Raw genomic sequence first — 11,274 nt, 5'->3', positions numbered from 1 at the left:
TTGGACTTGGCGCATATGGGTTTAGGCTTACGGGAAGGGTGCATAAAATTCCTGCAGAAGATGGAAGTCGATGGGTTTTTTGCCGGGGCCTACCCGTTTGCCATTGCTCGCCGCTGGCTGACCGAAGCCGAAGCGGTCGAACCCAACGACGCGAACGCGGTTGCGCTTGCGACAGTGGATGCAGGCGGGATGCCGAATGTGCGCATGGTTCTGCTGAAAGATATCGAGCCTGCGGGTTTCGTGTTCTACACCAATTACACCAGTCGCAAAGGCCAGGAGATCGAGGCGAGTGGAAAAGCGGCCTTCGTGATGCATTGGAAAACCCTGCGCCGTCAGGTCAGGGTGCGTGGGGTGACGCAGCGCGAGGACGGGGCGGCGGCGGATGCCTATTACGCGTCTCGCTCGCTCAAAAGTCGGCTTGGGGCCTGGGCGTCGCAACAGTCGCAGCCTTTGACCTCGCGCGCGGCGTTGATGGCGGAAGTCGCGAAAGTGACGGCGAAACATGGAACCAATCCGAAGCGGCCGCCGTTCTGGGGTGGGGTGAGAATCATTCCGACAGAGATCGAGTTCTGGGCGGATGGTGCCTTCCGGTTGCATGACCGGTTTCGTTGGTCGCGTGGAAGTGATTCAGTTGATTGGAATATTGCGCGTTTGAATCCGTAAAGGATGTATTATTGCCGAGACACCGAGGGATGCGATTGTGCGCTCGAAATGTGCGCTGACGCAAGGTGAATTGTGCATCTGTGCAAGGATTTGGGCTTGTACCCGCGCCGGAGTTCCCACAGAACATTCATTTGGGGCTTAATCTGGGGAAAAGGCCTTGTGATGGAAGAAGACGAAAATGATGCCGTGTCTGAGTTGCACGGCACTGTAAAATGGTTCGATCCGGTCAAGGGTTTTGGCTTCATCCTGTCCGAAACGGCAGGGGCAGATATTCTGCTGCATGCGAATGTGTTGCGGAATTTTGGCCAAAGCACCGTTGCGGATGGTGCAGAAATCACCGTGAAGGTGCAAAAGACCCAGCGTGGGGTTCAAGCGGTCGAGGTGGTGTCGATAACGCCACCCGAAGGCAGCGGGTTTCTGTTGGCGGGCGAAAGCAGCAGCTTCAGCGCCGCCGATATCGCCGCCTGCCCGTTGGAACCGGTGCGGGTGAAATGGTTCGACAAGGGCAAGGGCTTTGGTTTCGCCAATGTCTTTGGTCGCAATGAGGATGTTTTTATCCACATTGAAGTGCTGCGCATGTCCGGTTTTGCCGACCTCGCTGCCGGAGAAGCGGTTTGCCTGCGGATCATCGACGGCAAACGCGGCCGGATGGCGGCGCAGGTTCTCGCATGGGACGCAGCGGTGAGGGCGCAGAAGTGAATCCGCTTCTCGTCGCAATTGGCTTTGTTCTGGCCGGGGGCGCGGCGGTTTCGGCGCAATGTCGTGCCGATGCGGTCGATTTGCGGCTTGCGGCGGGGGGCAGTGTCCATTTCTCCGTCGAAGTCGCGGATGACGCGGGGGAACGCGCCAAGGGGCTGATGTTTCGCGAAGAAATGTCGAAATCCGCCGGGATGCTGTTTTATTATGAGCGCCCGCAACATGCGGTGTTCTGGATGAAAAACACACTGATTCCGCTGGATATGATTTTTGCCGATGGGACCGGGCGGGTGACTGAAGTTCACGCCAATGCGATTCCGCATGATGAAACCGGGATAGATGGCGGGCAAGGTGTACTCGCGGTGCTGGAAATCAATGGTGGCTTGGCGAAAAAGCTGGGGATCGTGCCGGGAACGCTGCTGCGCCACCCCGGTTTTGCACAATCGACCGCTTCCTGGCCTTGTCAGGCGCAATAGGGCTTTTCATGGCGCGGGGCTTTCTGTAGGAAGCGGGCGAAGCAGTTGCGAACCTTCGGGATCGGCAAGGCTCGTCGGGGCGTAGCGCAGCCTGGTAGCGCGACGGTTTTGGGTACCGTAGGTCGGAAGTTCGAATCTTCTCGCCCCGACCATTTCAGTGACATCGGGTTCCAGCGCCCGAATTCCGTCCCCGCAGATCGTGACAGCCAGCTCAATTTGTGACATCTTCGCGTTACATGACAGGGGGCTGATATGGCAGAGTTTTTGCAGCATGTGCGCGATGTTCTGAATGGGATCGAGGCCGAGGGTCTGACCAAGCGGGAACGGTTGATTTCCGGCCCCCAAGGCGCGCGGGTGATGATGGGCGGGCGGCAGATGCTCAACCTTTGTGCCAATAATTACCTTGGGTTGGCGGATCACCCTGATCTGATCGCCGCCGCGCATCAAGCCTTGGACGGGCAGGGCTATGGCATGGCCTCGGTACGCTTCATCTGCGGCACACAAGATCTGCACCGGGCATTGGAGTCGCGGCTGGCCGGGTTTCTGGAGACGCAGGATTCGATCCTGTTCGCGGCCTGTTTCGATGCCAATGGCGGCTTGTTCGAGCCGCTTTTGGGCGCCGAGGATGCGGTGATCTCGGACAGTCTCAACCATGCGTCGATCATCGACGGGATTCGCTTGTGCAAGGCGCGGCGCTATCGCTACGCAAATTCGGATATGGCGGATCTGGAAGTGCAGTTAAGGGCCGCGAAAGCCGACGGCGCGCGGTTCATCATGATTGCAACCGATGGCGTGTTCTCGATGGATGGATATTTGGCGAAATTGCCGGAAATCCGAGTATTGGCAGACCATTACGGCGCGTTGTTGATGGTGGATGATTGCCATGCGACCGGCTTCATGGGGCCGCAAGGGCGCGGTATGCCGGCGCATTTCGGGGTGAAGGCGGATATTCTGACCGGAACGCTGGGCAAGGCGCTTGGCGGGGCTATGGGCGGCTATATCGCCGGGCCGCAGCCGGTGATTGACCTGTTACGCCAACGCGCGCGGCCTTATCTCTTTTCCAACGCCTTACCGCCTGCGATTGTTGCCGCCGGATTGGCCGCACTGGATCTGGTTGAGGCGGCGGATGATTTGCGGGCGCGGCTGTTTGACAACGCCGGGTATTGGCGCACGGGGCTTGCCGATGCCGGGTTTGACCTGCTGCCGGGGGAGCACCCGATCATTCCGGTGATGCTGGGCGAGGCACGGCTGGCGCAAGCGATGGCGCAGGAATTGGGCGGGCGCGGCGTGCATGTCGCAGGATTCTTCTTTCCGGTGGTGCCAAAGGGTGGTGCGCGGATCAGAACCCAGATGAACGCGGCACTGACCCGCGATGATCTCGATTTCGGGCTGGAGGCGTTTCGTGCGGCCGGAAAATCTGTGGGGGTGCTGTAATGCGCAATGAAATGAAAGCCTTGGTCAAGGCAAAGCCGGAACAAGGCTTATGGATGGAGCATCGCCCGGTGCCGGAGATTGGCCCGGATGACGTGTTGATCCGCATCAACAAGACCGGGATTTGCGGCACCGATATCCATATCTGGAATTGGGATGAATGGGCCGCGAAAACGGTGCCGGTTCCCTTGGTGACGGGGCATGAGTTTGCCGGAGAAATTGTGGAACTCGGCCGCAATGTCGAAGGGCTCGCCCTTGGGCAACGCTGTTCCGGCGAAGGACATCTGATCGGAAAGTTGAGCCGTCAAAGCCGGGCCGGAAAGTTCCATCTTGACCCGGCGACGCGCGGAATCGGCGTCAATGAACAAGGCGCATTTGCCGAGTATTTGCGCTTGCCTGCGTTCAATGTCGTGCCGCTACCGGATGCGATTGATGACGAGATCGGTGCGATTCTGGACCCGCTGGGCAATGCGGTGCATACCGCGCTGTCGTTTGATCTGATTGGCGAGGACGTGCTGATCACCGGTGCGGGCCCGATCGGGATCATGGCGGCAGCGGTGGCGCGGCATGTCGGCGCGCGCCATGTGGTGATTACCGATGTCAATCAGGCGCGGCTGGATCTGGCGGCCGAAGTCGCCGATGTCGTGCCGGTGAATGTCACCCAGACCGATCTGAAATCCGTGATCGGCGATCTGAAAATGAAGCAAGGCTTTGATGTTGGTATGGAAATGTCGGGAAATCAGGCCGCACTTGACCAGATAATCGAGGCGATGACCATGGGCGGGCGCATCGCGATGCTCGGGATTCCGCCCGGCAAATCCCCGGTGGACTGGAGCCGGATCGTGTTCAAGGCGATCACCATCAAAGGCGTCTACGGGCGCGAGATATTCGAGACCTGGTACAAGATGATCGCGATGCTGGAAAACGGCTTGGACGTGCGCCGCGTCATCACCCATCGCTTCAAGGTCGATGAATTCGAGGCAGGCTTCGCCGCCATGCGCTCTGGGCTGTCGGGGAAAGTGGTGCTGGACTGGCGCTGATCAGCGCGACCTCAAAGGCGACCGATCCGCTCCGTCAGCAAGGCAAAGAAGCCGTCCGCATCAACCTCATTGATGAACAGGGCGTTTGCCGCGCGGTCGGTGACACCCCACCAATCGGCAACCGTCATTCCCAGCGTCAGTTCGGATTGGGTTTCGATTTCCACATTGACCTTGCGGCCAGAAAACAGGTCTGGCGCGATCAACCAGGCAATCACGCAAGGATCATGCAAGGGCGCACCTTCGGAGCCGTATTTGGCAATATCGAATCGCTCAAAGAAATCCGTCCATTCGGCAACCATGGTTCCGGTGCGGGTGCCCATATCACGAAAAGCCTGGATGCGGGGTCGGGTGGTCAACACCTTATGCGTCACATCAAGCGGCATTACGGTGATCGCGGCCCCAGATCTGAACACAATATCAGCAGCTTCCGGGTCGACGTAAATGTTGAATTCCGCCGTGGGTGTGATATTGCCCACCTCAAAATAAGCGCCACCCATCAACACGATCTCCGCGATTCTGGGGATGATATCGGGCGCCCGTTGCATCGCGGTGGCGATATTTGTCAGCGGGCCGATCGGGCAAAGCGTGACGCTGCCGGATGGATGGTTGCGCAACGTCTCAATAATGAAATCAACCGCATGGCCGGGGGAAAGCGGCATCACCGGCGCGGGCAGTTGCGGGCCATCGAGCCCGGTTTTGCCGTGCACATGCTCTGCCGTGACCAATTTGCGTTTCAACGGCGCATCGCAACCGGCAAAGACCCTGGTTTCCGGCTTGCCCGCCAATTCGCAGATGATGCGCGCATTCTTTTGCGTCAGCGCCAGCGGCACGTTGCCCGCAACTGCCGTGATCCCCAGAACCTCGATGTCTTCGGGGCTGGCCAGCGCCAGAAGGATCGCCACGGCATCATCCTGGCCGGGGTCGGTGTCGATGATGATCTTGCGCGGGGCCATGGCTGCGTCCTTCTGCTTGGAAGGGCAAGAAAACCCGAAACCACACGCCTTGTCCATCGGCTAAAACCGGGGCAAATCCGCCCCGGTTTCAGGCCGGCAACGTCAGCCGTCGAAATTCACCTCTTCCATGATGCGCAAAGCGGCGGGCCGCTCCTTTGCAACATCGGTCAGGTTCAGACTGTCGGGCGTGAACGCGCCCCAGCTTTCAACCAGAGCAGAGCGCGGAACCCCGAGCTTCACCGGAAATTCGTAATTGGTCTCGGCATAGATCTTTTGCGCGTGATCCTCCGACAGCCATTCCATGAATTTCAACGCGGCGTCCTTGTTGGGCGCAGCTTTGGTCATCGCCACGCCAGAGACGTTCATATGGGTTCCGTCGCCCTCAAACACCGGGAACACGATCCGCACCGAATCGGCCCATTCCTTTTGCTCGGGGTCGTTGACCATCTGGCCCATGTAATAGGTGTTGCCGATGGCGATATCACATTCTCCGGCCCAGATCGCCTTGACCTGATCGCGATCAGACCCGGCAGGTTTGCGGGCGAGGTTGGCCTTCAACCCTTCAGCCCAGGTCTTCGCCTCTGCCTCGCCATGATGGGCGATCATCGCCCCCAAAAGGGCGACGTTATAAGGATGCGTGCCGGAGCGAGAGCAAATGCGCCCTTTCCACTTCGGATCCGCCAAATCCTCATAGGTCGTGACCTCCCCATCCTTGACCCGCTCTTTGGACGCGTAAACGATGCGCGCGCGCGATGTCAGGCCGAACCATTCGTCATCGCTGGCGCGCAGATTGGCCGGGATATTTTCTTTGAGCACGGCAGACTCCACCGGTTGCGTCACGCCCGCGTCCACCAGTTCCATCAGCCGCGAAATATCAACAGTCATCACCAGATCGGCGGGGCTGCGCTTGCCTTCGGCAATCAGCCGTTCCGCCATGCCTTTGTCGACAAAAGCGATATTCACCGCAATGCCGGTATCGGCGGTAAAACCATCGGCCAATGGCTGGATCAGCTCGGGTTGGCGATAGGAATAGACATTCACCTCATCGGCCATCGTGCAGATCGCGGAGCCGAGGAGTGCCAAAGCGGCAGTGGACAGACGCAGATACATTGTTGACCTCTTTAGTCAGAAAAGTTTCGCCTCTTAAACCTGACTCTTTTACTTAGGTCAATGACGAACGTCAGGTGCCAGAAAAATACCGCTGATTTCATCTTGGCAAAAATACCTATCCGTCACCGGTCGCCCCGCGCACCAAATTGGCCTTGAGCGCTTTCTCCTCCGCCTTGGCCCGGTCCCAAAGCGCGTCCATTTCCGCCAGATCGCTTTGATCGGGGGTTTTCCCCGCCTCTGTCAGCCAATCCTCTATCCGGCCAAACCGACGGCTGAATTTCGAATTGGCACCGCGCAAGGCGGTTTCCGGGTCAATCCCGAGATGCCGGGCCAGATTGGCCATGACGAACAACAGATCGCCAAACTCCTCCACTTGCTCGGCCTCAGTCAGACTGTCGCGCGCCTCAACCAATTCGCGCGATTCCTCAATGATCTTGTCAAGCACCTGATCGGTAGACGGCCAGTCAAACCCCACCCTTGCGGCACGCTTTTGCAACTTGACCGCACGGGTCAGCGCAGGCAGTCCAAGCGCCACACCGTCCAGCACACGGGCCTCCCGTCTGCCCGAACGCTCCGCCGCTTTGATCCGCTCCCAATCCACCGTTTGCTGCGTGCTTGATTTCGCGTTACTTTCGCCGCCAAACACATGCGGATGCCGCGAAATCATCTTGTCAGAAATCGCCGCCACCACATCTTCGAAATCGAACAGCCCCGCATCATCAGCCAGTTGCGCGTGATAGACCGATTGAAACAGCAAATCGCCCAACTCGCCCTTCAATTCCGGCCAGTCCCGCCGCGCAATCGCATCTGCAACCTCATAGGCTTCCTCAATCGTATAGGGCGCGATGGAGGCGAAATCCTGCTCCAGGTCCCAAGGGCAGCCGCCCGTCGGGTCACGCAACCGCGCCATGATCTCCAACAGGCGCGGCATGCCGCCCTCGGGGTCAGATATCAGCGCATCGCTTTGCGCGGGGGGAAGCGGGCGGTTGGCAGCCATTGCGTCGGGGTCCGTTTTCAGGTTGTGTATGGGCGATCATGCCATTGACAGGAGTAGACGATGCCCGTCGTGAATACCATTGCCGGTTATGCCGATGAGATGAAGGTCTGGCGCCGCCACCTGCACCAGCACCCCGAATTGCGCTTTGACTGTCACCAGACGGCCGCGTTCATCGCGGACCGGTTGCGCGAATTCGGCGTGGATGAGATTCATGAAGGCATCGCCGAAAGCGGCATTGTCGCCATCATCAACGGCAAGGGCGATGGACCGGTGATCGGGTTGCGCGCCGATATGGATGCTCTGCCGATCACAGAGGCGACGGGCGTGGAATACGCCTCCAGCGTGCCGGGGCGGATGCATGCCTGCGGCCATGACGGCCATGTCACGATGCTGCTCGGGGCGGCGAAATACCTGACGGAAACCCGGCGCTTTGCCGGCAAAGTGGCGCTGTTGTTCCAACCTGCCGAAGAGGACGGAGGCGGTGGTGAGGTGATGGTCAAGGAAGGCGTGATGGACCGTTTCAACATCGCGCAGGTCTACGGCATCCATAACGCGCCCGGTGTAGAGCTGGGCCATTTCGCAACCACACCGGGGCCGCTGATGGCCTCGGTCGATACCGCCACGGTGACGGTGACGGGGCAGGGCGGCCATGGCGCGACGCCGCATGAATGTATTGATCCGGTGGTGGCGATTGTCGGCATGGTGCAGGCGATCCAGACCATCATCCCGCGCAATGTCTATGCCCTGCATCCGGCTGTGATTTCGGTCACGCAAATTCATACGGGTTCGGCCAGCAACATCATCCCCGAAAGCGGTTGGTTCTGCGCCACGATCCGCTGTTTTGATCCGGAGGTGCGCGCCCTGTTGAAACGCCGGCTGCATGAGATTGTCGCAGGCCATGCTGCCGCTTACGGCGTGACAGCAGAGGTGGTTTACGACTGGGGCTATCCCGCCACCATCAACCACCCCGATGAAGCCGCGTTCGCCGCCGAAGTTGCGGCCGAGATTTCCGGGACCGCAGCCGTCGATGCCAACGCCCCGCGCGAAATGGGGTCGGAGGATTTCAGCTATATGCTGGAGGCGCGGCCGGGCGCCTATCTGTTCATGGGCATCGGCGACGGCGCGGGCCTGCACCATCCGGCCTATAATTTCAACGACGATGCCGCCCCGATCGGTGCCAGTTTCTTCGCCAAACTGGTCGAACGCGCGCAGCCCTTGCCGTAGCCTGTGCCGTCATGCCCCGGTTTGACAGCCGGGGTTGCAACGAAAGGTCAACATGACCCCGGTTCTCGGACGCATCATCCTCTACTCCCACAACATCCCCGAAACGGCGGATTTTTACTGCCGCCTTTTCGGATATTCCTCGGTGTTGCAGGAGGGGGACGGGATTTTGGAACTGCGGCCCGCCGCGCAAGGCCTGACTTTGCTGTTGCATCCCGCCGCAAAAGGGCAAAAATCTGGGCAGGTGTTGCTCAAACTGGTTTTCGATGTTGCGGATGTTGCGGGGTTTTGCCGTCAGGCGGCGGAATTCGGGGTGGTGTTCGGCCCGCTTCATTCAGCTCGCGGCTACGTTTTTGCCAATGCGAAAGACCCGTCGGGGAATTCGATCTCGGTTTCAAGCCGGGCTTTTGGCCAGCCCGGTGGGGCGCTGACGGCTTGACAGTCCGAAAACTGCGGCGTTCTCTGCGCGCCATCGTCGACTAAGGATTGAAGGAAAAACATGGCACTCGAAGACGCAAAAAACCAAGTTGACACCGCCTTCACCCGCAAGAGGCAACGCGGTCTTGCCTTTGAGAACGCCTTCGCCGGGGCTACGTCGTTTCTGCGCCGCACCTATACCAAAGACCTTTCCGGCGTTGATCTCGCCATCACCGGCGTTCCCTTTGATCAAGCCGTGACCCATCGGCCCGGCACCCGCTTCGGCCCGCGCGCGATCCGCGAGGCGAGCACGTTACAACCGTTCGATCCGCCCTATGGCTGGCCCACCAACCCGCTGGAGGATATGGCGATCATCGACTACGGCGATGTCGCGTTTGATTATGCCCATACGCCCAGCTTTCCGGGGCTTGTCACTGATCACATCCGCAAGATCCTTGCTGCCGGGCCAGGAACCGTGACCTTGGGCGGCGATCATTTCATCACCCTGCCGATCCTGCGCGCCTATGCCGAGAAATTCGGCCCGATGTCGGTCATCCATTTTGACGCCCATTCCGACCTTTGGGCCGATGATGACATGGACCGCATCGACCACGGCACCTTCTTTTACAAAGCGGTGAAATCCGGCATCATCGACCCGAAAACTTCGGTCCAGATCGGTATCCGCACCCATTGCGACGATTACCTCGGCGTCGAATATATCGACGCCCGCACGGTGCATGAAAAAGGCACCGCTTACGCCGTGGCGCGGGCGAAGGAAATCGTCGGTCAGAACCCGACCTATATCACCTTCGATATTGATTGCCTTGATCCCTCCGCCGCCCCCGGCACCGGAACCCCGGTTTGGGGCGGCTTGCAAACATGGCAAGCGGCGGCCTGCCTGCGCGATCTTGCAGGCATCAACATGGTCGGCGGCGATGTGGTGGAGGTGTCGCCCGCTTACGACAGCACCGGGGCCACTGCCATCGCCGGCGCCCATGTCGGGTATGAGTTGATTTGCCTTTACCACTGGGCGCATCACCGCAAATGAAAACCCGCATCACACAATTTGTCAGCGTGTTGCTGGTCGTTGTCCTTGGCTTTGCGGCCTATGTCCGGTTTGCGCCTTCTGACCCTGCGCGCTGGAATATCTCTCCAAATGCGTTCGGCCCACCGGATCAGATCTTCGCCATAGCAGGGAGCGCCAGTTTGTGGGCGCCGCACGCCCGCCTTGATCAACTGGATGCCATCGTTATGGCCACCCCACGCACCACACGGCTTGCAGGCAGCGTGACTGATGGGCGCATTACCTGGATTACCCGCTCCGCTTTCTGGGGCTTTCCCGATTACACCACGGCCGAAGATATGGGGAAAGGCCTGTTCATTCTCTCCCGGCTGCGCTTTGGTAAATTTGACATGGGCGTCAACGCCGCGCGCCTGCGGGACTGGCAATCCAAACTCTAACCCCATCATCTGTTCAAAAATATCCCAGGGGTGAATGCGCCGCAAGGCGCAGGGGGGGCAGCGCCCCCCGCTTGGCCCTTGACCAAACTCCCGCCGTAGGACAAACCGCGCCCATGGTGCCACTCGATACCCTCGCCCAGATCACCCAACGCTTTGAGTTTCTCGAAGCGAAGCTGTCTGCCGGGGCGACCCCCGCGGAAATCGCCAGTCTTGGCCGCGAATACGGTGATCTCAAACCTGTCGTCAGCGAAATCGCAGCTTACCGCCAAGTTCTGGATGACCTGGCCGAGACGCAGTTGATGCTGGCTGACCCAGAAATGCGCGGGCTTGCCGAAGATGAACTCCCCGCACTCCACGTTCGGATCGAACAGATGGAACAGGCGTTACAACTGGCGCTTTTGCCGAAAGACGCCGCCGATGCCCGCCCCGCGATTCTGGAGATCAGACCGGGAACCGGCGGTGAGGAAGCCGCGCTGTTCGCGGGAAACCTGCTCAATATGTACCGCCGCTATGCCGAAAATCATGGTTGGGTGTTTGAAATCCTTGAAATGCAGGAAAGTGACCTTGGCGGCATCCGTGAACTGACCGCCCATGTACAGGGCGCGGGAGTATTCGCCCGGATGAAATACGAATCCGGTGTGCACCGGGTTCAGCGCGTGCCGGAAACCGAAAGCGGCGGGCGGGTGCATACCTCTGCGGCCACGGTCGCGGTGCTCCCCGAAGCGGAGGATGTTGATATCGACATTCCGGCCTCCGATATCCGCATCGACACCATGCGCGCTTCGGGGGCGGGTGGTCAGCACGTCAAC

At 59.6% G+C, this 11,274-nt stretch carries 13 protein-coding genes and 1 tRNA gene; 11 read left to right on the top strand and 3 right to left on the bottom strand.

The window, feature by feature from the left end; all coding sequences use genetic code 11:
* The first annotated feature begins 60 nt into the window (after positions 1 to 60).
* From pdxH to tdh, 6 genes are all read left to right on the top strand, one after another.
* A complete protein-coding gene (pdxH, locus tag L0H65_RS07235; RefSeq protein ID WP_301458165.1) occupies positions 61 to 663 on the top strand; it encodes a pyridoxamine 5'-phosphate oxidase in 603 nt (200 codons plus the stop codon).
* Positions 664 to 825: 162 nt separating this feature from the next.
* On the top strand, positions 826 to 1,362 hold the full coding sequence (locus L0H65_RS07230) for a cold-shock protein (protein WP_301458162.1): 537 nt from the start codon (positions 826 to 828) through the stop codon (positions 1,360 to 1,362).
* Entirely contained in the window at positions 1,359 to 1,835 is a 477-nt protein-coding gene (locus L0H65_RS07225; RefSeq protein ID WP_301458161.1) for a DUF192 domain-containing protein, read from the top strand. Before L0H65_RS07230 ends, L0H65_RS07225 begins: the two co-directional genes overlap by 4 nt.
* A gap of 75 nt (positions 1,836 to 1,910) precedes the next feature.
* A tRNA-Pro gene (locus tag L0H65_RS07220) sits at positions 1,911 to 1,987 on the top strand.
* 100 nt (positions 1,988 to 2,087) lie between these two features.
* Entirely contained in the window at positions 2,088 to 3,269 is a 1,182-nt protein-coding gene (locus tag L0H65_RS07215) for a glycine C-acetyltransferase (RefSeq protein WP_301458160.1), read from the top strand.
* Between the two features lie 11 nt (positions 3,270 to 3,280).
* The gene (tdh, locus tag L0H65_RS07210) at positions 3,281 to 4,306 is read left to right on the top strand and encodes an L-threonine 3-dehydrogenase (protein WP_301458164.1); all 1,026 of its coding nucleotides are present in this window, start codon (positions 3,281 to 3,283) and stop codon (positions 4,304 to 4,306) included.
* Positions 4,307 to 4,317: 11 nt separating this feature from the next.
* Here the strand turns inward: tdh and L0H65_RS07205 are convergent, their stop codons facing one another.
* The 3 genes from L0H65_RS07205 to mazG form a co-directional block, all read right to left on the bottom strand.
* Positions 4,318 to 5,259: a nucleoside hydrolase gene (locus L0H65_RS07205; RefSeq protein ID WP_301458159.1), complete on the bottom strand. Its 942-nt coding sequence runs from the start codon at positions 5,257 to 5,259 to the stop codon at positions 4,318 to 4,320.
* Between the two features lie 102 nt (positions 5,260 to 5,361).
* Positions 5,362 to 6,369, bottom strand: a complete 1,008-nt coding sequence (locus L0H65_RS07200; RefSeq protein ID WP_301458158.1) for a Fe(3+) ABC transporter substrate-binding protein — start codon at positions 6,367 to 6,369, stop codon at positions 5,362 to 5,364.
* A 115-nt stretch (positions 6,370 to 6,484) separates the two neighbouring features.
* Complete coding sequence (gene mazG / locus L0H65_RS07195) at positions 6,485 to 7,300, bottom strand: nucleoside triphosphate pyrophosphohydrolase (RefSeq protein ID WP_301458163.1); 816 nt, start codon at positions 7,298 to 7,300, stop codon at positions 6,485 to 6,487.
* 126 nt (positions 7,301 to 7,426) lie between these two features.
* Between mazG and L0H65_RS07190 the strand changes: the two genes are divergently transcribed.
* The 5 genes from L0H65_RS07190 to L0H65_RS07170 all read left to right on the top strand — a co-directional run.
* Positions 7,427 to 8,590 carry a M20 aminoacylase family protein gene (locus tag L0H65_RS07190; RefSeq protein WP_301458157.1) on the top strand — a complete coding sequence of 388 codons (1,164 nt, stop codon included), beginning with the start codon at positions 7,427 to 7,429 and terminating at the stop codon, positions 8,588 to 8,590.
* Between the two features lie 52 nt (positions 8,591 to 8,642).
* Positions 8,643 to 9,026 carry a VOC family protein gene (locus L0H65_RS07185; protein WP_301458156.1) on the top strand — a complete coding sequence of 128 codons (384 nt, stop codon included), beginning with the start codon at positions 8,643 to 8,645 and terminating at the stop codon, positions 9,024 to 9,026.
* Positions 9,027 to 9,086: 60 nt separating this feature from the next.
* The gene (gene speB, locus L0H65_RS07180) at positions 9,087 to 10,052 is read left to right on the top strand and encodes an agmatinase (protein ID WP_301458155.1); all 966 of its coding nucleotides are present in this window, start codon (positions 9,087 to 9,089) and stop codon (positions 10,050 to 10,052) included.
* Positions 10,049 to 10,465, top strand: a complete 417-nt coding sequence (locus L0H65_RS07175; RefSeq protein ID WP_301458154.1) for a DUF1499 domain-containing protein — start codon at positions 10,049 to 10,051, stop codon at positions 10,463 to 10,465. The genes speB and L0H65_RS07175 overlap by 4 nt, the downstream gene beginning before the upstream one ends.
* Before the next feature lie 113 nt (positions 10,466 to 10,578).
* Positions 10,579 to 11,274, top strand: a 696-nt coding sequence (locus tag L0H65_RS07170) for a PCRF domain-containing protein (RefSeq protein ID WP_301458153.1), incomplete at its 3' end; no start/stop codon positions are given.

It is taken from the genome of Pseudorhodobacter sp. (assembly GCF_030452865.1).
Taxonomy (GTDB): Bacteria; Pseudomonadota; Alphaproteobacteria; order Rhodobacterales; family Rhodobacteraceae; genus Pseudorhodobacter.
This window is presented reverse-complemented; position numbering and strand designations above follow the sequence as displayed.

What these genes read in the sequence shown, in the direction of transcription:
- L0H65_RS07190 (WP_301458157.1), top strand. Translation starts at nt 7,427, where the DNA reads ATGCCCGTCGTGAATACCATTGCCGGTTATGCCGATGAGATGAAGGTC.
- mazG (WP_301458163.1), bottom strand. Translation starts at nt 7,300, where the DNA reads ATGCCGCGCCTGTTGGAGATCATGGCGCGGTTGCGTGACCCGACGGGC.
- L0H65_RS07205 (WP_301458159.1), bottom strand. Translation starts at nt 5,259, where the DNA reads ATGGCCCCGCGCAAGATCATCATCGACACCGACCCCGGCCAGGATGAT.
- L0H65_RS07175 (WP_301458154.1), top strand. Translation starts at nt 10,049, where the DNA reads ATGAAAACCCGCATCACACAATTTGTCAGCGTGTTGCTGGTCGTTGTC.
- tdh (WP_301458164.1), top strand. Translation starts at nt 3,281, where the DNA reads ATGAAAGCCTTGGTCAAGGCAAAGCCGGAACAAGGCTTATGGATGGAG.
- speB (WP_301458155.1), top strand. Translation starts at nt 9,087, where the DNA reads ATGGCACTCGAAGACGCAAAAAACCAAGTTGACACCGCCTTCACCCGC.
- L0H65_RS07185 (WP_301458156.1), top strand. Translation starts at nt 8,643, where the DNA reads ATGACCCCGGTTCTCGGACGCATCATCCTCTACTCCCACAACATCCCC.
- L0H65_RS07215 (WP_301458160.1), top strand. Translation starts at nt 2,088, where the DNA reads ATGGCAGAGTTTTTGCAGCATGTGCGCGATGTTCTGAATGGGATCGAG.
- pdxH (WP_301458165.1), top strand. Translation starts at nt 61, where the DNA reads ATGGAAGTCGATGGGTTTTTTGCCGGGGCCTACCCGTTTGCCATTGCT.
- L0H65_RS07200 (WP_301458158.1), bottom strand. Translation starts at nt 6,369, where the DNA reads ATGTATCTGCGTCTGTCCACTGCCGCTTTGGCACTCCTCGGCTCCGCG.
- L0H65_RS07230 (WP_301458162.1), top strand. Translation starts at nt 826, where the DNA reads ATGGAAGAAGACGAAAATGATGCCGTGTCTGAGTTGCACGGCACTGTA.